Origin of the sequence: Dactylosporangium sp. NPDC049525, from assembly GCF_040676755.1 — a bacterium.
Lineage (GTDB): Bacteria > Actinomycetota > Actinomycetes > Mycobacteriales > Micromonosporaceae > Dactylosporangium.
On sequence record NZ_JBFAPO010000003.1, the window covers coordinates 354153 to 372809 of the forward strand.

Sequence of the window (18657 nt, forward strand, 5' to 3'; positions counted from 1 at the left end):
GGGTGGTGGCCGCCTGATAACCGAGGGCGACCGCCGCCACCCCCACCGTCCACACCACATACCACCCGGTGAGGGCGAGCAGCCCGACTACGCACAGCAACGCCACCATCGCGGTGCGCCGGGACCAGCTGCCCGCCGGCAGGAGCCGGACGGCGGCGGCGGTGCCCAGCACGTAGACGACGACGAACGACGCGGTCGTGGCCAGCAGCAGCGGCTTGGCGCCGACGCCGAGGGGTCCCGCGACGGCGAGGCAGGTGCCGGCGAGCCCGGCGACCACGGCCAGGGACCGCCGGGGCACCTGGCCGGCGCCGGCCCCCTTGGCGAGCCAGGCGGGCATGGCGCCGTCGCGGCCCAGCGCCGCGCCGAGCTTGGCGGCGCCGGCGAAGTAGGCGTTCATGGCGCCGGCGGTGAGCAGCAGCGCGACGACCGCGGTGAGGATCTTGACGTCGTGGCCGAGGCCGATGGTGAGCAGCTCGGCGAGGGGCGCCTCGACGGTGCCGGCGCGGGGGCCGAGGACGAGCTGGCTGGTGGTGGCGACGAGCAGGTAGAGCACGCCGACGACGGCGACGGCGATCCAGGTGGCGCGGGGCACGTCGCGGCGGGGGTTGCGGTAGTCGGCGGCCAGTGAGGTGAGCGCCTCCCAGCCGGCGAACCCCCACACGAGGACGGTGACCGCCGAGCCGACGGCGAGCCAGCCGTGCGGGGCGAAGGGTCGCAGGTTCGCCAGGCTCGCGTGCGGCAGCGCGGTGAGGGTGGCGACGAGCAGGAGCCCGACGAGCACGGCGGCGAAGCCGAGCTGGACCTTCCCGGAGAGCCTGACGCCGCCGAAGTTCATCGCGGCGACGGCGACGACGAGGGCGCCGGCGGTCAGCAGGGTGGTGCGGTAGCCGCCGCCGACGGCCGCGGTGACGTAGGCGCCGCCGAACGTGGCGGCGGGGAGCACCCCGACGGGAACGGCGAGGTAGAAGGTCCAGCCGACGACTGCGGCGGCGCGCGGGCCGAACGCCTTCGCGACGTAGGTGGAGATGCCGCCGGCGTCGGGGTACCGGGCGCCGAGGGCGGCGAAGGTGGCGGCCAGCGGCGCGGACAGCACGATGAGGGCCAGCCACGCGACCAGCGACGCGGGGCCGGCGGCCTGCGCCGCGAGGGCCGGCAGGGCGATGACGCCGGTGCCGAGGACAGCGCCGACGGACAGGGCGGCGCCTTGCTTGACGGTGAGCACGAAGATGACGCTAGGCTCCGTCTTGGCATGGTTGAAGTGCCAATTGATCTCCGATTGCGTTGGGCCAAGTTGGATCTGCACATCAGCCTCGAGGGCCGCGGCGACCGCACGGACCGCATCTACCGGCAGGTCCGCGACGCGATCCTGGACGGGCGGCTGCGGGCGGGTGAGCGGGTGCCGCCGAGCCGGGACCTCGCCCGCAGCCTCGCAGTGTCGCGCAACACGGTCGCCGCCGCCTACGACCGCCTGGTCGGCGACGGGTTCCTGCGGGGCCGGGCCGGCGCGGGCACGTTCGTGGCGATGCCACCGTCGGCGGCGGGGTCGCGGCGGGCCCCGGTGGGTGCGCTGCTGCCCTCGGCCCGCTGGGCGGCGACGGCGGCCGAGCTGGCCCGGCTGCCACCGGTCCCGCCGGCCAGGTTCGACCTGCGCCCGGGGCATCCGGACGGGACCCTGTTCCCCCTGGCCACGTGGCGGCGGCTGCTTGCCCGGTCGCTGCGGGGGTCCCCCGACTACGGCGACCCGGCCGGCCTGGAGCCGCTGCGGGCGGCGATCGCCCGGTCCGTCGGCCTGTCCCGGTCGGTGCGGGCGTCCCCGGCGGACGTGATCGTCACCCACGGCGCGCAGCAGGGCCTGGACCTTATCGGCCGGGTCCTGATCGAGCCCGGCACGGTCGTCGCCGTCGAGGAGCCCGGATACCGGCCGGCGCGGCTGGCGTTCGAGGCGCTCGGCGCGAAGGTCGTCCCGGTGCCGGTCGACGCGTCCGGCCTGGTCGTCGAGGCGCTGCCACGCTCGGCGCGGCTCGTCTACGTGACACCGTCGCACCAGTACCCGCTGGGCGTCCCCATGTCGCTCGCCCGGCGCGCCGCGCTGCTGGCGTGGGCCGAGCGGCACGGCGCCGCGATCGCCGAGGACGACTACGACAGCGAGTTCCGCTACTCCGACCGGCCCCTCGAGCCGCTGCAGAGCCTGGACCGGGCGGGCCGGGTCGTCTACGTCGGTTCGTTCGCCAAGACGCTGCTGCCCGCGCTGCGGCTGGGGTTCCTGGTGCCGCCGGCGTCGCTGCGCCCGGCGTTGCTCGCCGCGAAGCGATTGGTGGACTGGCACGTCGAGCCCGCCGCGCAGGCGGCCCTGGCGGACTTCATCGACGAGGGTCTGCTGCGGCGGCACGTGCGGACGGTGACGCGGGTGTACGCCGCCCGCCACGACCTCGTGACCGCCGCCGCGCGGGGGGTGCTCGCCGACCGGTTCACGCTGGTGCCGTCCTCGGCGGGGCTGCACGTGACGCTGCTGGCGGCCGCGCACGTCGACGTGCCGGGCGTGGTGGCGCGGCTGCGCGCGGCCGGGGTCGCGCTCGAGGGGCTCGCCGACTTCCACGCCGGGCCGTTCGCGGCGTCGGCGGCGACCCCGGACGGGCTCGTCGTCGGCTACGGCACGGTCACCGCCGCCGACCTGCCGGCCGCCCTGGAGCTGCTGGATCGCGTCTCCCGCCCGTTGGGGTGACAGCGCGCCCGGCGGTGCCCGCTACGGTGTACGGATGCTCGTGCGCCGCGTCGCCGCCCTCACCGCGCTCGCGGTCTGCCTGACCGGCGGGGCCACCGCCTGCGGGAAGACGTCGAAACCGCGGGCCACGGCCCAGCCGACGACCGCCGCGACGACCGCGGCGCCGTCGCCGTCGGCCGAGGCGCCGTCATCGGCCGCGCCCGAGACCACGGCACCGGCCGCCGCCGCCCCGGCCGGCATCCCGACGATCACCTACACGCGGGCCGCGTCCGGCTTCCCCGCCGACCCGGAGCAGTCCTCGACGGTGCCGCTGACCGAGGCGCTGCACCCGACGGCGAAGCTCGCCGCGTATGACGCGCCCGGCGGCACCGCCCGCGCCTACCTGACCCCCGAGATCAGCGGCGTGCAGCTGGTCATGCCGATCGTGGCGCGGCGGGCGGGCTGGGTCGCGGTGCTGCTGCCGACCGTCAACCGCAGCGTCGGCTGGCTCCCCGCCGGCGCCTGGACCACCGTGCCGCTGCGCGACCAGCTGGTCGTGCGGCGCGGCGCGTTCACGCTCACCTGGGTCCGCGACGGCGTCACCCAGCAGACCTGGACCGTCACCGTCGGCGCGGCGGCGACCCAGACCCCGCTGGGCCGCACGTTCGTCCTGGGCCGCTCGAGCCTGCCCAGCAAGGTGTACGCCGGTCTCGACGTCCTCGCCCTCGGCGCCGTCCCCGACGACAAGAGTGCCGTCGCGGAGGGTCTGGCGGACGCCCACACCGGCATCCACGCCTGGTATCGCAACGAGTTCGGCTTCCGCAGGTCCAACGGCTGCGTCCGGATGCCCCCGGCCGCCCAGAAGATCCTTCTCGACGCGATCCCCAGCGGCACCAGCGTCGTCGTCCTGCCCTGAGCACCGAACATCGACCGCCGAACATCGACCGCCGACCACGGTCACAGTCAGATCCAATCATCTTCACTGGTATTTCACGCCCGACGGCTTACCGTTGGGGAGGTGATCCGTACAGTGGCACTGATTGGTATCGACGGCGCCGGCAAGTCCACCCAGGCGCGGTGGCTCGCCGACTGGCTCGACGCGAGCGGCACGCCCGCCCGCTACCACCGCAACGCCGCCGGACGGGTCTTCTTCGGCCGGGTGGCCCAGCGGCTCGGCCGGCGCGACGCCGAGCACCTGCTCGGGGTGCGGCTGTTCCTGCTGGTGGAGACGTTGCTGCGGGGCCTTGTCATCACCCGCGCGCTGCTGCTGTCGCGGCTGACCGGCACGGTGGCCGTCATGGACAGGTACACCTACTGCCAGTACACCAGCATCACCGTCCGAGGCGGCCGGCCCGGGATCGCACGGCTGCTGTTCCGCTGGCTGCCGCAGCCCGACCTGGTCTTCTACCTGGCGGTGCCGCCGCTGGTCGCGCAGGCCAGGGTCGAGGCGCGGGGCAAGGACCACGAGGACCTCGACTACCTGACGGCGTCGGACGCGGCGTACCGGGGGTTGCCCGAGGCGGCCCGGTTCACCCTCGTCGATGCCGGCGCGGACCCGTCGGCGGTGCAGGCGTCGCTGCGCGAGGCGTTGCGGCGTGACCCGCTGCCCGGCGCGGCGCCGCGCCACCCGTCGCGCGCCGCGCAGCACCTGCTCCCGATCGGGTGACCTGATCCCCTGTCGCGGACCCGACCGCTCGGACGCCGGTTAGCGTCGATGTCCCGGGCAGCGACAAGGTTAGGAGCCCGCGTGTTCTCCACCGGCGACGATCCCGCGGCACGGCTGCGACATGAGCTGCACACCCCGTTGACGTCGATCCTCGCGTACACGCGGCTGCTGCGCGACGACCTGGCCGGCGCTCCCGCGGCGGACGCGTTGACCGACGGGGTCGCGTGCCTCGACGCGATCGACCGCAACGCGGTGCGGCTGCAGCGCTACGTCGACGGTGTCGTCCTGCCGCTCGCCGCCGCCGACGGCTCCGGCGACGCGGCCGGCGACGGCGGCGGGTCGCACCGGCTGGGCGCGACGGACCTCGTCGCGGTGCTGCGCGACGCCGTCGACCTGGCCCGGCGGGTGGCGGTCGCCGGCGCGGTGAGCATCCACGCCGACGCCCCGGCGACGGTCCTCGTCGCGGTCGACGACCTCGTCTGCCGGCATCTCGTCGGGCAGCTGGTGCTGTGGCTGGCGACGAGCGCGCCGAGCCGCGCGCACATCGAGATCGCGTTGCGGGCGGACCCGGTCCCGGCGATCGACGCGAAGATCGTCGCGCACGGCGAGCTGACCGCGCCGCAGCCGCGCCCGAGCGACCCGCAGCGGCCCGCGGACCTGCGGGTGGCCCGGGCCGTGGCGAGCCTGTGCGGCGGCGAGGTCCGCCTCGACGAGACGTCGTTCCGCCTCACCCTGCCCGCGAGCGTCCTGGCGACGGTGAGCCAGCGCACGCCCTGAAGCGTGCCGGGGTCTCAGAGGTCGACGATGCCGTCGAGCTCGCCGATGTTGCGGCGCACGGCGGAGCCGTGCGCGGTGAGCAGGCGGGCCTGGTGGCGGTGCGCCTCGGCGACGGCGTGGGCGAGGCCGAGACCGCTGTTGAGCCGGGACGCGAGCCGTCCCAGGCCGATCGCGTCGTCGCCGCCGAGCGGGGCGACGGTCACCACGCCGATCAGGGTGTCGAGCCGGCCGAGCTCCTCCGCGTAGGCGAGCTCGCTGCGGGTCTCGGCGAGCGCCACCGCCGGGACGACCACGGTCCCGCCGTCGGCGAGCACGGTGGCGACCATGGCGTCGACGCTGTCGTCGCCCTGGGTGTAGGCGAGGACCGCGGACGGGTCGAGCACCAGGCCGACGGTCCCGGGCCGGTCGTTCATGACCAGCCCATGAGCTCGCGGACCTGCTCGCGGGACTCGGTGCGGGCCTCCGCGGTCACGTGAGCGCCGGCGTCGTCGAGCCGTTTGCGGGCCCGGGCGTGGCGCTCCTCGTCCGGTGCGGGCGCCGCGGCCGCGCCGGCACCGGGGTCGATCTCGGTCATGGCGTGACCGTACCGCGTCACATTGATCGCCGCGGTCCCCCGAAACGCCGACCTTCCCCCCGGCCGCGAGCCGGGTCAGCGGCTGTGGGACCGGTCAGCGACTGTGGGATCTGAACGCGACGGGGTCGAAGCGGCCGTGCAGCATCGGCGCGAGCCAGTGCACGGCCTCCCGGCGGAACAGCGCCGGGGCGAGCGCGCCGGCCCCTTCCGGGACCGCGCCGGCGAGGTCACCGGCGAGGTCGTGCAGGTTCGTGCGGTGGACCAGCTCCGGCTCCGCCGGCCACGAACCGAGCACGACGGCGGCCGGCACGTCCCGGTGGGCGAGGGCCTGCAGCGTCAGGGCCGTGTGGTTGAGCGTGCCGAGGCCGGGCCGGGCGACGACGACCGCGGTGGCGCCGAGCGCGGCGGCGAGGTCGAGGACGGTCCAGCCGCCCTCACCCATCGGCACGAGCAGCCCGCCGGCGCCTTCGATGAGGGTGATGTCGTGGTCCTCGACGATGGTGCGCAGGGCGAGCTGCGCCATGACCGCGGTCAGCGGGTCCTCCCCGGCGACCCGCGCCGCGGCGAGGGGCGCGAGGGGGTCGGGGAAGCTGGCGAGGGTCCGCACCGTGACGGGTTCGGCCAGCCGGGACACGGTCGCGGCGTCGGGTTCGTCGCCTTCGGCGGTGCCGGTCTGCGCGGGTTTGACGACGGCGACGCGGCGCCCGGCGGCGGTCGCGGCGGCGGCGATGGCGGCGGTGACGATGGTCTTGCCGACGCCGGTGTCGGTGCCGGTGACGACGACGGCCCCGGTGATCGGCTCGATCGCGGCCGGGGTCGCGGCCTCCGACAGCAGCGCCTCGGACCGCAGCGCCTCGGCCAGGAGGGCCTCGGCGGGCAGGACGTCACGGGGCTCGGGGCGCGGGTCGTCGGTCACGGCCGTCCTTCAGGGTCCTCGGGTGCCCCTCACGGGCGCTCTTTGACGACGATGTCGAGCGCATGCTCGAACGCCGCCGGTGGCACGCCGACGTTGACGGTGAGCCGGAGGCGCGACCGACCGTCCGGTGTGGACGGTGGGCGGAAGCAGCCTACCGCGACGCCCCGGTCCCGGCACGCGGCCGCCCACGCGAACGCCTCGTCGGCGCTGGGCGCGGCGACGGAGATGACGCCGCCGTCGGGGGTGGGGACGTCGAGGCCTTCGGCGCGCAGCCGGTCGACGGCGAGGGCGGCCCGGGCGGCGAGGTCGGCCCGCAGATCCTCGCCCGCGGTCAGCAGGTCCAGGGCGGCGAGGGCGCCGGCGGCGACGACCGGCGGCAGGGCCGTGTCGTAGATGAACGTGCGGCCGGTGTCCACGAGGTGGCGGCGCAGCTGCCGGGGCCCGGCGACGACACCACCGGCGGCACCGAGGGACTTCGACAGGGTCGCGGTGACGACCACGTCGGGGCGGCCGGACAGGCCTGCGGCGGCGACCCCGCCGGCGCCGCGGGGGCCGATGACGCCGAGGGCGTGCGCGTCGTCGACCAGCAGCAGCGCGCCGCCGGCGTGCGCCCGGCACGCGGCGTGCAGCTCGGCGAGGGGCGCGAGGTCGCCGTCGACGGAGAACACGCTCTCGGTGACGACGACGGCGGGCCGGTCCGGGTGCGCGGCGAGCAGCGCCCGGACCGCGCCGGGGTCGGCGTGCGGCGCGACGACGGTGGCGGCGCCTTCCCGGGCGGCGCGCCCGGCGCAGGCGAGCCGGCAGCCGTCGACGATCGACGCATGGTTGTGCGCGTCGGACACGACGAGCGTGCCGCGGCGCACGAGGGCCCGGATCGCGCCGAGGTTGGCGAGGTAGCCGGAGGAGTAGACGAGGGCCGTCTGCGCGCCGAGGAGCCGGGCGAGGCCGTCCTCCAGGGCGTGGTGCGCGTCGGTGGATCCGCGCACCAGCCGCGAGCCGGTCGCGCCGAGCCCGTAGTCGGCGAGGGCCCGCGCCGCGGCGGCGAGCACGGCGGGGTGCCGGGACAGGCCGAGGTAGTCGTTGCCGGCGAGGTCGATCACGTCGTCGCCGGCGGCGCGCGGGCGCAGCTCGCGGCGCAGCCCGGCGGCCTGCCGTCCGGCGGCCTCACCGTCCAGTGTGGACAGCCACGATCCGTCTTCCATCGCCATATCCTCGCACCGCCGTTGTGGAACTCCTACCACATCGATTGTCTGGTGTGCACAATTTCACCGTCCACCCGTGCGGCCCTAACGTTTTGTAAGGTACGAGCATGCTTGATGCTGCCAAGGCTGTCGTGGACACCGGGGTCGGGCTCGACCTCGAAGGCGTCCTCGCGGTGCTGCGCTGCTCCGACGAGGAGCTGCCCGAATATCTCGCGATCGCGCACGAGGTGCGGATGACGTGGTGCGGCCCGGAGGTCGAGGTCGAGGGCATCGTCTCGCTCAAGACCGGCGGCTGCCCCGAGGACTGCCACTTCTGCTCCCAGTCGGGGCTGTTCACGTCCCCGGTGCGAGCCGTCTGGCTCGACATCCCGTCACTCGTCGAGGCGGCGAAACAGACCGCCGCGACCGGGGCGACCGAGTTCTGCATCGTCGCCGCCGTGCGCGGCCCCGACCAGCGGCTCATGTCGCAGCTCGCCGACGGCGTCGCGGCGATCCGCGCGGCGGTCGACATCAACATCGCCGCGTCCCTGGGCATGCTCACCCAGGAGCAGGTGGACCAGCTGTCGGCGCTGAACATCCACCGCTACAACCACAACCTGGAGACCGCCAGGTCGCACTTCCCGCAGGTCGTCACCACCCACACGTGGGAGGAGCGGTGGGACACGCTGCGCATGGTCCGCGACGCCGGCATGGAGGTCTGCTGCGGCGGCATCCTCGGCCTCGGCGAGACCGTCGAGCAGCGCGCCGAGTTCGCGATCCAGCTGCAGGAGCTCGACCCGCACGAGGTCCCGCTCAACTTCCTCAACCCGCGCCCCGGCACGCCGCTGGGTGACCAGCCGGTGCTCGACCCGAAGGACGCGCTGCGGGCCGTCGCCGCGTTCCGCCTGGCCCTGCCGCGGACCCTGCTGCGCTACGCCGGCGGCCGCGAGATCACCCTCGGCGACCTCGGCACCCGCGACGGCCTCCTCGGCGGCGTCAACGCGGTGATCGTCGGCAACTACCTGACCACGCTGGGCCGCTCCCCCGACCAGGACCTCGCCCTGCTCGACGAGCTGCGCATGCCGGTCAAAGCCCTCTCGGCGACGCTGTGAACGCCGTGGACACCGCCGGCACCGGCCTCTGGTGCGACCGCTGCGGCGAGGCGCTGACCGCCGGCGCGCCGCACCCGGCGTGTGCGGCGGCGCGGGAGCTCGAGCCGCCCCGGTTCTGCCCGCACTGCCGGCGCCGGATGAAGGTGCAGGTCCTGCCGCAGGGCTGGTCCGCCACCTGCGTCGAACACGGCCACCTGGCGTCCTGACCGGCCGCACGGACGGCGGGCGACCCATCCGCGCCGCGCGGGTGGTCGCACGCCGTCACCGACCTGGCGGCTAGGACGACGTCGGGCCGGCCCACTCGGTGGCCGCGGCGGCGGCCCGGTCCAGGGTGCGCGGGTTGGCGCGACCGAGCGCGGCGCCCATCGCGCGGCTGGTGAGGCCGCTGCGGGGCTGCAGGACGGTGGACGCCTTGCGGGTCTGCTGCAGGACCCGGGTCACCCGGGGGCGGCGCAGGCGGCTGTACTCGTCCAGGGCCGGCGCCAGGGGTCCCCGCACGTTGGCGAGCACGGCCTGCAGCGTCGCCACGTCCTCCAGGGCCAGGCAGGCGCCCTGGGCGAGGTGGTGCGGCATGGCGTGGGCGGCGTCGCCGATCAGGGCGTAGCCGCCGCTGCCGGCCTTCACGCCGAACGTCTCCGGTAGCGGGGCCAGCTCGCCGATCGGCTCCTGGACGAGGTCGTCGGGTTCGGTCGCGGCGAGCAGCTGCGGGATCGGCGCGTGCCAGCCGGCGAACCACCGGCGCAGCAGCGCCAGTTGGCCCGCGGGAGGCTCGGGGCGCAGCGCGCCAGGGACGGTCGCGACCCAGGAGATGCCGCCGCGGGTCGAGCCGCCGGATGAACCGCGCTCGCCGAGGGACGCGAACGTGAAGCGGTGCCCCCCGTCGAGGGTCTCGCCGTGCGGCGGGAGGCCCGGCGGCAGGTCCGGGATGCGATACCAGGGGATGACGGCGCGCCACGCGGCGAAGCCGCCGCTGGTGAAGCTGGTGACCGGGGCGAGCCGGCGGCGGACCGCGCTCTGCACGCCGTCGGCGGCGACGATGAGATCCGCCTCGAACGTGGTGCGGCCGTCACCGACGGCGGGACGCTCCCGGTGCACCCTGGCGGGCTGCACCTCGATGGCGTTGCGGATGTCGACCTGGTCGCTCAGCCCGGCGATGAACGCGTCGTGCAGGTCCTCGCGGTGCACGACGACCGGCGGCGGCTCGACGTCCTCGCCGTCGCCGGTCCCGGCGCCGGGACGGACCAGCCACTGCCCGTCGGGGCGGCGGATGCCGACCGGCGGGACCGGGGTGGCGATGCCGTCGAGGCCACCGGCGAGCCCGAGCCCGCGCAGCGCCCGGACCCCGTTGGGCCACAGGACGAGCGCCCCGCGGCCCGGGCGGAGCCGGTCGTCGCGTTCGAGGAGGGTGACCTGCCAGCCGGTCCGGGCGAGTGCGCCGGCCGCGGCGATCCCGCCGATGCCGGCGCCCACCACGACAGCGGTGCGCATCCGGTCGCTACCTCAGCCCTTGCTCGATGAGCTGTTGGATGAGCTGTTGGAGGAGCTGTCAGCGTCGGCGTCGTCAGCCGCTGGCGGGTCGTCCTCCTCGGCCGTGGGCTCCGCGACGGTGTCCGCCTCGGCCACGACCTCGGCCTCGGACGGGTCCGCGGCGGGCGAACCGGTGACGACGGTGATGCGCCCGTTCTCGTCATACGTGACGCGCTCCTGCGGGCCGTTCACCCGCAGGAAGTAGACGACGGCAGCGACGAAGACCACGATCGCGGTCCAGTTGTTGAGCCGCATGCCGAGGAAGTGGTGCGCGTCGTCGATGCGCAGCGCCTCGATCCAGAACCGGCCGACGCAGTACAGCGCGACGTACAGCGCGAACGCCCGGCCCCGGCCGAGGGTCCAGCGCTTGTCGGCGTAGTAGACGGCGGCGGCGACGCCGAGGCACCACAGGAACTCGTAGAGGAACGTGGGGTGGAACACCCCCAGCACGATCGGCTCACCGTTGACCGTCTGGGCGTGCCCGGCACTCGCGTCCCAGTTGTAGACCTTGAGACCCCACGGCAGGCTGGTCTCCTTGCCGTAGAGCTCGTTGTTGAACCAGTTGCCCCAGCGGCCGAGGGCCTGCGCGACGGGCAGGCCGACGGCGAGGGTGTCGGCGGCCATCGCGAAGGGCAGGTTCAGCCGGCGGCAGGCGATGTAGGCGCCGACGGCGCCGCCCGCGATGCCGCCCCAGATGCCGAGGCCGCCCTCCCAGATCTTGAAGGCCTTGATCAGGTCGCCGTTCTCACCGAAATATGCCTCCGGTGAGGTGATCACGTGGTAGATCCGGGCACCGATGATGCCGGCGGGGACCGCCCACACCGCGATGTCGAGGATCACCCACGGCGGGGCGCCGCGCTGGCGCAGCCGCCGGTCGGCGATGAAGCACGCGGCGACGATGCCGAGCACGATGCACAGCGCGTAGGCGCGCAACGGCACCGGTCCGAGGTCCCAGACACCTTGCGTAGGGCTGGGGATCACGGCCAGCGGGGTAAGGGCAGCATCCACGGGTGCACACGCTACCGCCGATCCGCCGAAACGCGATGCCCTGGGTTCGCCCAATTCGCCACCCGGCGGTGCACGGAACCCCACTCCGACCGGCGAAGATCACCACCAGCGAAGGTATCGCAACGGTCCGCTATGGCGCCTAGAGTGCGAATATGAGCTACCAAGTCACGTCTGCCGTTGCCGCGATCATCGAAGACGCCGCCGGCCGCGTGCTGCTGTGCCAGCAGGCGGGCGGCCACCAGCTGTGGGGGCTGCCCGGCGGGCGGGTCCGCGCCGCGGAGAGCCCCGTGCACGCAGCGGTCCGCGACATCTTCGAGGAGACCGGCCTGGAAGCCGAGATCGTCGAGCTCGTCGGCATGTACGAGCTGACCGGCGACGGCTGCGGCGAGGCGGTCCCCGACCTGTTCGTCCACGTGTTCCGCGGCCGTCTCAGCGGCCGCCTGGAGGGCGGCGGCCCGGCGCTGAACGCGCCCGGCCGGATCAGCCGCGTGGCGTGGCACGACCCGGCGTCGCTGCCGGAGCCGCTGACCGCCACCACCCGCACCGCCATCGCCGACGCGGGCGCGGGCCGGGCCGGGGTGATCCGCCAGATCAAGCGCGACGTGCTGCGTGAGGTCGCGCGTGAGGCCATAGACGCGTGAAACGTGCACGCGCCTCCGGGTGATCTACTGACCCTGTGGCCTACTACGCGCTCGGCGACTCCATTTCGATCGACGACTATGCCGGCGGGCCAGGTCTGGGCGCCGCCTCGCTGCTGGCCGACGACTTCGGCATCGACCTGACGTTGCTCGCCCGGGACGGCGCGACCAGCGAGGACGTCGTGCGGTTCCAGCTCGACAAGATCGCGGGCCGGCCGGCCCTGATCACCCTGACCATGGGCGGCAACGACCTGCTCACGGCGCTGTTCACGCCCGCCAAGCTCGGGCTGCCGCCGGACCTGGACGCGGCCCGGCGCACGGTGGCGCAGGTGGCCGCCAACTACGCGATCGTCATGCCCGCCCTCGCCGCGACCGGCGCCCGGGTGGTGCTCAGCACCGTGTACGACCCGACCGACGGCACCGGCGACCTGTCCTGGCTGGGGCTGCCGGCCTGGGAAGGCGGCCTGGAGATCCTGGCGTCGCTCAACGACGCGATCCGCGCCGCGGCCGCCGGCCACGGGGCCGGGGTCGCCGACCTGCACGCCGCGTTCCTCGGCCACGGCGCGAAGGCTGGCGACGTGACCGCCGCCGACCCCCGCCCCGACAACCGCGACCTGTGGCTGTGCGGGCACATCGAACCCAACGCGTGGGGCGCCCAGGCCGTCCGCGACGCCTGGCGGGCGGCCCTGCGCGGCTGACCGCCCCCGAGCGAGGATCAGAGCCGGCGCGGGAACACCGGCTCCGGGGTGCCGACCTTTTCGCCGTCGCCGAGCTGCGCGGCGAGCCGGGCCGCGCCCGCCGGCAGGAACGGCGCCAGCTCGCGGGTCACCGCCCGGCACGACGCCACCAGGGTGGCCAGGACGGTGTCGAGCTCGGCCCCGGCGGCGGTGTCGCCGGCCTGTTCCCGCTTCGCGAGCTCCCACGGCCGGGCCTCCTCGACCAGGCGGTTGCCGGCGGCGACGGCGGCCCAGATCGCGTCGGTCGCGGCCCGGAAGTCGAACCCCGCCAGGGCCCGGTCGACGGCACCGGCCAGCGCCGGGTCCGTGCCGACGCCGGCGAGCGCCGGGTCCGCGCCAGCAGCGGAGGGCACCGTGCCACCCCGGTAGCGGTGCACCAGGCTGATCGTGCGGTTGACGAGGTTGCCGAGGCCGTTGGCCAGGTCCTGGTGATACCGCTGCAGCAGCCGCTCCTCGGTGAAGTCGGTGTCACCGAGCAGCGCGACCTCGCGCAGCAGCCACCAGCGCAGCGCGTCGCCACCGTGCCGGTCGGCGAGGACCGCCGGATCGATCGCGTTGCCGGCGCTCTTGGACAGCTTGGCGCCGTCGACGGTCAGGTACTCGTGCACGAAGATCGCCGTCGGCAGCGGCAGGCCGGCGGACAGCAGCAGCGCCAGCCAGTACACGGCGTGGAACCGCACGATCCCCTTGCCGATCACGTGGACCCGCTCGGCGGTGTCCTGCCACCACTCGCGGTGCAGGTCGCCGCCGACGTCGCCGAGCGCGGTGACGTAGTTGGCGAGGGCGTCCCACCAGACGTAGACGACCTGCGACGGGTCGCCGGGCACCGGGATGCCCCACCCGCCGGCGCGGGCGGCGGGCCGGGACACGCTGATGTCCTGCAGCCCGGCCCGGACGAACGCGAGGACCTCGTTGCGTTTCGCCGCCGGTTCGACCCGCACCTCACCGGTCTCCAGGGCCTTGAGGACGCGGTCGGCGTACCCGGACAGCCGGAAGAACCAGTTGGACTCGGTGACGGTCTCCGGGACCGTGCCGTGCTCCGCGCAGCGCCCGCCGGGCAGCTCCGCGGGTTCGTAGAACTGCTCGCAGCCCTGGCAGTACCGGCCGGTGTAGCTGCGCTGGTAGAAGTCGCCGCGCTCGGCGGTGCGCCGCCACAGCTCCGCGACGCCGCGGGCGTGCCGCGGATCCCGGGAGGTGCGGATGAAGTCGTCGAACGACAGCTCGAGCACGCCGCGCAGGGCGGCGAACCGGTCCGCGTTCGCGGTGACGAAGTCGGCCACGTCGACGCCCGCGGCGGCGGCCGCGGTGACGTTCTTGAACGCGTTCTCGTCGGTGCCGGTGAGGAACCTGACCTGTTGCCCGCGCAGCCGCCGGTGCCGGGCCAGGACGTCGGCCTGGACGAGCTCCAGGGCGTGCCCGAGGTGCGGGGCGGCGTTGACGTAGGGGATGGCGGTGGTGACGTAGAAGCTCATGTCGGATCTCCGGTCTGCGGTGCCCTGCCGTGACAGGGACGGACCTGATCCGCACAACCGCCCCTGAGCGCAGGGGCGAGTGGTGAGCGGGACTAGCGCACGCCGACGGACCCCGTGAAGGGGCGCATCATTCGGCCGGTGTGCATGCGCTCACTGTACTCCGAGGGCGATGAGTTTCTCGAGCGCCGCGAAGTACACGTGATCGCCGGACAGCAACAGCGGCTCGGCGCCGTGCAGGGCGTCGAACGCGAGGTCGCGCCGGGTCAGGACGGTCCCGTCGGCGGCGTCGAGCGCGAGCAGCTCGACCCGGTGCACGGGGGCGCCGTCGCGGAGCAGGAACTGGTACACGACCCCGTAGAGGACGCCGCCGCCGTTGACCGGCGACCAGTAGGACGTGGCGACCTCCGCGCCGGCGGTGCCCCAGTCGCGGGTCCAGCGGACCGCGCCGTCGCCGGCGTCGAACCCGGCGGCGCGGCCGTTGGCGTCGAAGACCATGAGCGTCTGCCCGTCGGTGGTCGCCGACCGCGGGTCGCGCAGGGCCCCGGTGTCGCACCAGCGGCGGGCGCCGTCGGCGGCGGTGTGGGCGCAGACCCCGCCGGTGCCGGTGGTGTAGGCGACGCCACCGGCCGCGATCAGCCACGGGCCGCTCACGTCCTGCCGCCACACGCGCGTGCCGGTGCGCAGGTCGAACGCGGCGAGCCCGGTGCCGGTGCGGCCGGCCTCGAACGTCTGCAGGGCGAGGCCGGCGTCGGCGACCGGCGGGTGCAGGCCCACCTCGCCGTCCAGGGGCGCGGTCCACGCCGTGGTGCCGTCGGCGAGCCGCAGCGCGGTCAGGGTCGTGCCGGCGGCGCGCAGCACCAGGTCTCCCGCGACGGTGAAGCCGCCGGACACCTCGTCGGGCAGCGGCACGTCCCACACCGCTTCGCCGCCGGTGGTGTACGCACTGAGGTGGCGCTCGAGCAGGTTGCCGGTGCCGCTGTCGTACGTCTGGGACTCCACCAGCAGCCCGCCCCGCCGGCCGGCGGGCGGCGCCGCGAGCTGCCCGAACCACCGGCCGGGCACGTCGAGGACGGGGCCGAGGTCGGCGCCGGTGACCGCGTCGTAGCGGCGGACCTGGCCGGTCGGGCCGCCGGAGGAGCGCAGCAGGGTCCCGTCGGCGACGACCGCGCCGCCGACCTGCTCCTCGGGCCGGGCCGCGGGCGCGATCCAGACCGTGTCGAGCCGGGTCGCGGACGCGGTGGTCAGGTACGGGGTGACCGGCTGGTACCCGGCGCGCCCGGGCCCGTTGCCGTCCTGCCGCCAGCCGGCGTCGGCCTCGGTCACCGCCGACGCCGGGGGCCGCACCGCGCCGGGAAAGGCAAGGGCGAGGCCGGCAGGGGCAGCGGACAACAGGAGCGCTACAGGTACCAAACGGAAAAATCGGCGCACGTCGGGCTCAACGACGCGGGTCGGGCCCGGTGACTCACGCCGGTGTCACCGGCGCCGGACGCCCTCGGCGAGGTCGGCGCTGAGCGCGGCGATCGCGGCGATCCCGGCGGCCGGCGTCGCGGCGTCCTGCAGGCACCGCACGAGGGCACTGCCGACGATGACCCCGTCGGCGAACGCGCCGACCTCCGCGGCCTGGTCACCGTTGGAGACGCCGAGACCGACCGCGACCGGCAGGGTCGCGTCCGCCTTGCGGATCCGCTCGACGAGGGCGGGCGCGGCGGTGCTGGTGCTGCTGCGGGCGCCGGTGACGCCCATGACGCTGGTGGCGTAGACGAAGCCGCGGCACCGGCCGGCGGTCATCGCGATCCGGGCGTCGGTCGAGGACGGCGACACCAGGAAGACCCGGTCGAGGTCGTGCGCGTCGGAGGCGGCCAGCCACGGCGCGGACTCGTCGGGGATGAGGTCGGGCGTGATGAGCCCGGCACCGCCGGCGGCGGCGAGGTCGGCGGCGAACCGGTCCACCCCGTAACGCTCGACGAGGTTCCAGTAGGTCATGACGAGGATCGGCGCGCCCGCGGCGGCGACCGCCTCGACGGTGCGCAGCCCGTCGGCGACCCGGAAGCCGCCCGCCAGGGCCGCCTCGGTGGCGCGCTGGATGACTGGGCCGTCCATGACCGGGTCGGAGTACGGCAGGCCGACCTCGACGATGTCCACCCCGTTGTCGATCATCGCCTTGATCGCGTCGACCGCGCCGGGCACGGTCGGGAACCCGGCCGGCAGGTAGCCGATCAGCGCGCTGCGGCCCTCCGCGCGGGCCTTCTCGAACGCGACCGAAACACTCACTGTCGTCACACCCCGAAGAAGTCGCGCGCGGTGTCCATGTCCTTGTCACCGCGGCCGGACAGGCAGATCACCACGACCGGCTCGCGGCCCAGGTCGGCCGACAGCTTCGGGATGACCCGCAGCGCGCCGGCGACCGCGTGGGCGCTCTCGATCGCGGGGATGATCCCCTCGACCCGGCACAGCAGCTTGAACGCGTCCATCGCCTCGGCGTCGGTGACCGGCTCATACGTCGCGCGGCCGGTGTCGTGCAGATACGCGTGCTCCGGCCCGACGGCCGGGTAGTCCAGGCCCGCGGAGATCGAGTGCGACTCGATGGTCTGGCCGTCCTCGTCCTGCAGCAGGTACGTGCGGGCGCCGTGCAGCACACCCGTGGAGCCGCCGGTGATGCTCGCCGCGTGCCGGGCGGTGTCGATGCCGTCGCCGCCCGCCTCGAAGCCGTACAGGCGCACCCCCTCGTCGGGGACGAACGCGTGGAACGCGCCGATCGCGTTGGAGCCGCCGCCGACGCACGCGGCGACCGCGTCGGGCAGCCGCCCGGTCTGCTCCAGGATCTGCCGGCGCGCCTCGACACTGATGCCGCTGACGAAGTCGCGGACCATCACCGGGAACGGGTGCGGGCCGGCGGCGGTGCCGAGCAGGTAGTGGGTGGTGTCGACGTTGGTGACCCAGTCCCGCAGCGCCTCGTTGATCGCGTCCTTGAGCGTCTTGCTGCCGGTCGTCACGGGCACGACGGTGGCGCCGAGCATCCGCATGCGGGCGACGTTGAGCGCCTGCCGACGGGTGTCCTCCTCGCCCATGTAGACGATGCATTCGAGGTCGAGCAGGGCGCAGGCGGTGGCGCTGGCGACGCCGTGCTGGCCGGCGCCGGTCTCGGCGATGACCCGGTGCTTGCCCATCCGCTTGGTGAGCAGCGCCTGGCCGAGCACGTTACGGATCTTGTGGGCGCCGGTGTGGTTGAGGTCCTCACGCTTGAGGAACACCCGGGCGCCGGCGTGCGCGGAGAGCCGGTCGGCACGGTACAGCGGCGACGGCGTGTTGGCGTAGTCGCGCAGCAGCCGGCCGAACTCGGCCTGGAACGCCTCGTCGGCCTGCGCGTGCCGGTAGGCGGCGTCCAGCCCGTCCAGCGCCGCGATCAGCGCCTCGGGGACGAAACGGCCGCCGTAGGTGCCGAAATGCCCGGACTGGTCCGGCAGCAGGCCGGCGGCGGACAGGAACGCGTTCATCGCGCCGGCCGCGGCGTCGCCGGGTGACTGCCCGCCGTGACGAGCTCGGCGACCGCGTCGCGCGGACTCTTCTGGGTGACGAGGCCCTCGCCGACGAGGACCGCATCGGCGCCGGCGGACGCGTAGCGGATCAGGTCGTGCGGGCCGCGGACACCCGACTCGGCGATCTTCACGACGTCGTTGGGCAGGCCGGGCGCGATCCGCTCGAACACCGTCCGGTCGACCTCGAGGGTCCGCAGGTTGCGCGCGTTGATCCCGATCACCTTGGCGCCGGCCTCCAGGGCGCGGTCGGTCTCCTCCTCGTCGTGCACCTCGACCAGGGCGGTCATGCCCAGGCTCTCGATGCGGTCGAGGAGACCCGACAGGGTGTTCTGGTCCAGCGCGGCGACGATCAGCAGGACAAGGTCGGCGCCGTATGCCCGGGCCTCGTGCACCTGGTAGGAGGACACGATGAAGTCCTTGCGCAGCAGCGGCACGTCGACGGCGGCGCGCACGGCGGCGAAGTCGTCGAGGCTGCCGCCGAACCAGCGGCCCTCGGTCAGCACGCTGACCGCGCGGGCACCACCGGCGGCATACTCCTTGGCCAGCTCCGCCGGATCGGGGATCTCGGCGAGCTGCCCCTTCGACGGCGAGGCGCGCTTGACCTCGGCGATCACCCCCACCCCAGGGGCCCTCAGTTTGACGTAGGCATCCTGTGGCGGTGACGCCTGCGCCGCTGCTTGCTTGATCTCGTCCAGGGGCACCTGTGCCTCGCGGATGGCCAAGTCTTCGCGCACGCCGGCGAGGATCTCGTCGAGCACACGGCCAGATTCCGCGTTGATCAAGGAGCTCCCCTCTCCGGTGGTCATGCATCC

19 protein-coding genes and 1 pseudogene are annotated in these 18657 nt (G+C 74.7%); 8 read left to right on the forward strand and 12 right to left on the reverse strand.

Translation table 11 applies throughout. The features are described from left to right. Positions 1-43: 43 nt before the first annotated feature. Positions 44-1303 (reverse strand): annotated as a pseudogene (locus tag AB0K00_RS08370) (amino acid permease); the annotation flags it as partial. On the opposite strand from AB0K00_RS08370, the gene AB0K00_RS08375 reads away from it, so the two are divergent. The 4 genes from AB0K00_RS08375 (at position 1292) to AB0K00_RS08390 (ending at position 5144) form a co-directional block, all read left to right on the forward strand. Further along, entirely contained in the window at positions 1292-2722 is a 1431-nt protein-coding gene (locus tag AB0K00_RS08375; protein ID WP_363517355.1) for a PLP-dependent aminotransferase family protein, read from the forward strand. The pseudogene AB0K00_RS08370 and the gene AB0K00_RS08375 sit on opposite strands and share 12 nt — an antisense overlap. A 34-nt stretch (positions 2723-2756) precedes the next feature. Further along, complete coding sequence (locus tag AB0K00_RS08380; protein WP_363517358.1) at positions 2757-3617, forward strand: L,D-transpeptidase; 861 nt, start codon at positions 2757-2759, stop codon at positions 3615-3617. A gap of 114 nt (positions 3618-3731) precedes the next feature. Then, positions 3732-4367, forward strand: coding sequence for a dTMP kinase (locus AB0K00_RS08385; protein ID WP_363517361.1), 636 nt, complete (start codon positions 3732-3734; stop codon positions 4365-4367). 81 nt (positions 4368-4448) lie between these two features. Next, complete coding sequence (locus AB0K00_RS08390; protein ID WP_363517364.1) at positions 4449-5144, forward strand: histidine kinase dimerization/phospho-acceptor domain-containing protein; 696 nt, start codon at positions 4449-4451, stop codon at positions 5142-5144. Between the two features lie 14 nt (positions 5145-5158). On the opposite strand, the gene AB0K00_RS08395 is transcribed toward AB0K00_RS08390, so the two are convergent. The 4 genes from AB0K00_RS08395 to AB0K00_RS08410 form a co-directional block, all read right to left on the reverse strand. Beyond that, entirely contained in the window at positions 5159-5557 is a 399-nt protein-coding gene (locus AB0K00_RS08395; RefSeq protein ID WP_363517367.1) for a PIN domain-containing protein, read from the reverse strand. Beyond that, positions 5554-5718: a hypothetical protein gene (locus AB0K00_RS08400; RefSeq protein ID WP_363517370.1), complete on the reverse strand. Its 165-nt coding sequence runs from the start codon at positions 5716-5718 to the stop codon at positions 5554-5556. Before AB0K00_RS08400 ends, AB0K00_RS08395 begins: the two co-directional genes overlap by 4 nt. Before the next feature lie 94 nt (positions 5719-5812). Beyond that, positions 5813-6523: a dethiobiotin synthase gene (gene bioD / locus AB0K00_RS08405; RefSeq protein ID WP_363517646.1), complete on the reverse strand. Its 711-nt coding sequence runs from the start codon at positions 6521-6523 to the stop codon at positions 5813-5815. Between the two features lie 140 nt (positions 6524-6663). Beyond that, positions 6664-7836, reverse strand: a complete 1173-nt coding sequence (locus AB0K00_RS08410; RefSeq protein ID WP_363517373.1) for an 8-amino-7-oxononanoate synthase — start codon at positions 7834-7836, stop codon at positions 6664-6666. A 107-nt stretch (positions 7837-7943) separates the two neighbouring features. Here AB0K00_RS08410 and bioB point away from each other — a divergent pair, with 107 nt between their 5' ends. Together bioB and AB0K00_RS08420 are read left to right on the forward strand one after the other, a co-directional pair. Continuing rightward, positions 7944-8927 carry a biotin synthase BioB gene (bioB, locus tag AB0K00_RS08415; protein ID WP_363517375.1) on the forward strand — a complete coding sequence of 328 codons (984 nt, stop codon included), beginning with the start codon at positions 7944-7946 and terminating at the stop codon, positions 8925-8927. After that, positions 8924-9133, forward strand: a complete 210-nt coding sequence (locus AB0K00_RS08420; RefSeq protein WP_363517667.1) for a hypothetical protein — start codon at positions 8924-8926, stop codon at positions 9131-9133. Before bioB ends, AB0K00_RS08420 begins: the two co-directional genes overlap by 4 nt. A gap of 70 nt (positions 9134-9203) precedes the next feature. On the opposite strand, the gene AB0K00_RS08425 is transcribed toward AB0K00_RS08420, so the two are convergent. Continuing rightward, positions 9204-10415 carry an NAD(P)/FAD-dependent oxidoreductase gene (locus AB0K00_RS08425; protein ID WP_363517377.1) on the reverse strand — a complete coding sequence of 404 codons (1212 nt, stop codon included), beginning with the start codon at positions 10413-10415 and terminating at the stop codon, positions 9204-9206. 12 nt (positions 10416-10427) lie between these two features. Further along, a complete protein-coding gene (gene lgt / locus AB0K00_RS08430) occupies positions 10428-11462 on the reverse strand; it encodes a prolipoprotein diacylglyceryl transferase (RefSeq protein WP_363517380.1) in 1035 nt (344 codons plus the stop codon). A 152-nt stretch (positions 11463-11614) separates the two neighbouring features. Here lgt and AB0K00_RS08435 point away from each other — a divergent pair, with 152 nt between their 5' ends. Then, positions 11615-12103, forward strand: coding sequence for an NUDIX hydrolase (locus AB0K00_RS08435; RefSeq protein ID WP_363517383.1), 489 nt, complete (start codon positions 11615-11617; stop codon positions 12101-12103). A gap of 35 nt (positions 12104-12138) precedes the next feature. After that, complete coding sequence (locus tag AB0K00_RS08440) at positions 12139-12798, forward strand: GDSL-type esterase/lipase family protein (protein WP_363517386.1); 660 nt, start codon at positions 12139-12141, stop codon at positions 12796-12798. A 17-nt stretch (positions 12799-12815) separates the two neighbouring features. Here the strand turns inward: AB0K00_RS08440 and metG are convergent, their stop codons facing one another. From metG to trpC, 5 genes are all read right to left on the reverse strand, one after another. Further along, entirely contained in the window at positions 12816-14309 is a 1494-nt protein-coding gene (gene metG / locus AB0K00_RS08445; protein ID WP_363517389.1) for a methionine--tRNA ligase, read from the reverse strand. A gap of 150 nt (positions 14310-14459) precedes the next feature. Next, positions 14460-15698 (reverse strand): PQQ-binding-like beta-propeller repeat protein, encoded by a 1239-nt coding sequence (locus AB0K00_RS08450; RefSeq protein ID WP_363517392.1) that lies wholly within the window; start codon positions 15696-15698, stop codon positions 14460-14462. Between the two features lie 84 nt (positions 15699-15782). Further along, positions 15783-16580, reverse strand: a complete 798-nt coding sequence (gene trpA, locus AB0K00_RS08455; RefSeq protein WP_363517395.1) for a tryptophan synthase subunit alpha — start codon at positions 16578-16580, stop codon at positions 15783-15785. Between the two features lie 5 nt (positions 16581-16585). Continuing rightward, positions 16586-17803: a tryptophan synthase subunit beta gene (trpB, locus tag AB0K00_RS08460; protein ID WP_363517398.1), complete on the reverse strand. Its 1218-nt coding sequence runs from the start codon at positions 17801-17803 to the stop codon at positions 16586-16588. Continuing rightward, positions 17800-18603 carry an indole-3-glycerol phosphate synthase TrpC gene (gene trpC, locus AB0K00_RS08465; RefSeq protein WP_363517648.1) on the reverse strand — a complete coding sequence of 268 codons (804 nt, stop codon included), beginning with the start codon at positions 18601-18603 and terminating at the stop codon, positions 17800-17802. The genes trpB and trpC overlap by 4 nt, the downstream gene beginning before the upstream one ends. Positions 18604-18657: the final 54 nt, after the last annotated feature.

Excerpts from the sequence above, each read along its gene's own strand:
- AB0K00_RS08410 (WP_363517373.1), bottom strand. The coding sequence starts at position 7,836 with ATGGAAGACGGATCGTGGCTGTCCACACTGGACGGTGAGGCCGCCGGA.
- AB0K00_RS08400 (WP_363517370.1), bottom strand. The coding sequence starts at position 5,718 with ATGACCGAGATCGACCCCGGTGCCGGCGCGGCCGCGGCGCCCGCACCG.
- bioB (WP_363517375.1), top strand. The coding sequence starts at position 7,944 with ATGCTTGATGCTGCCAAGGCTGTCGTGGACACCGGGGTCGGGCTCGAC.
- AB0K00_RS08395 (WP_363517367.1), bottom strand. The coding sequence starts at position 5,557 with ATGAACGACCGGCCCGGGACCGTCGGCCTGGTGCTCGACCCGTCCGCG.
- AB0K00_RS08435 (WP_363517383.1), top strand. The coding sequence starts at position 11,615 with ATGAGCTACCAAGTCACGTCTGCCGTTGCCGCGATCATCGAAGACGCC.
- AB0K00_RS08380 (WP_363517358.1), top strand. The coding sequence starts at position 2,757 with ATGCTCGTGCGCCGCGTCGCCGCCCTCACCGCGCTCGCGGTCTGCCTG.
- trpB (WP_363517398.1), bottom strand. The coding sequence starts at position 17,803 with ATGAACGCGTTCCTGTCCGCCGCCGGCCTGCTGCCGGACCAGTCCGGG.
- AB0K00_RS08425 (WP_363517377.1), bottom strand. The coding sequence starts at position 10,415 with ATGCGCACCGCTGTCGTGGTGGGCGCCGGCATCGGCGGGATCGCCGCG.
- metG (WP_363517389.1), bottom strand. The coding sequence starts at position 14,309 with ATGAGCTTCTACGTCACCACCGCCATCCCCTACGTCAACGCCGCCCCG.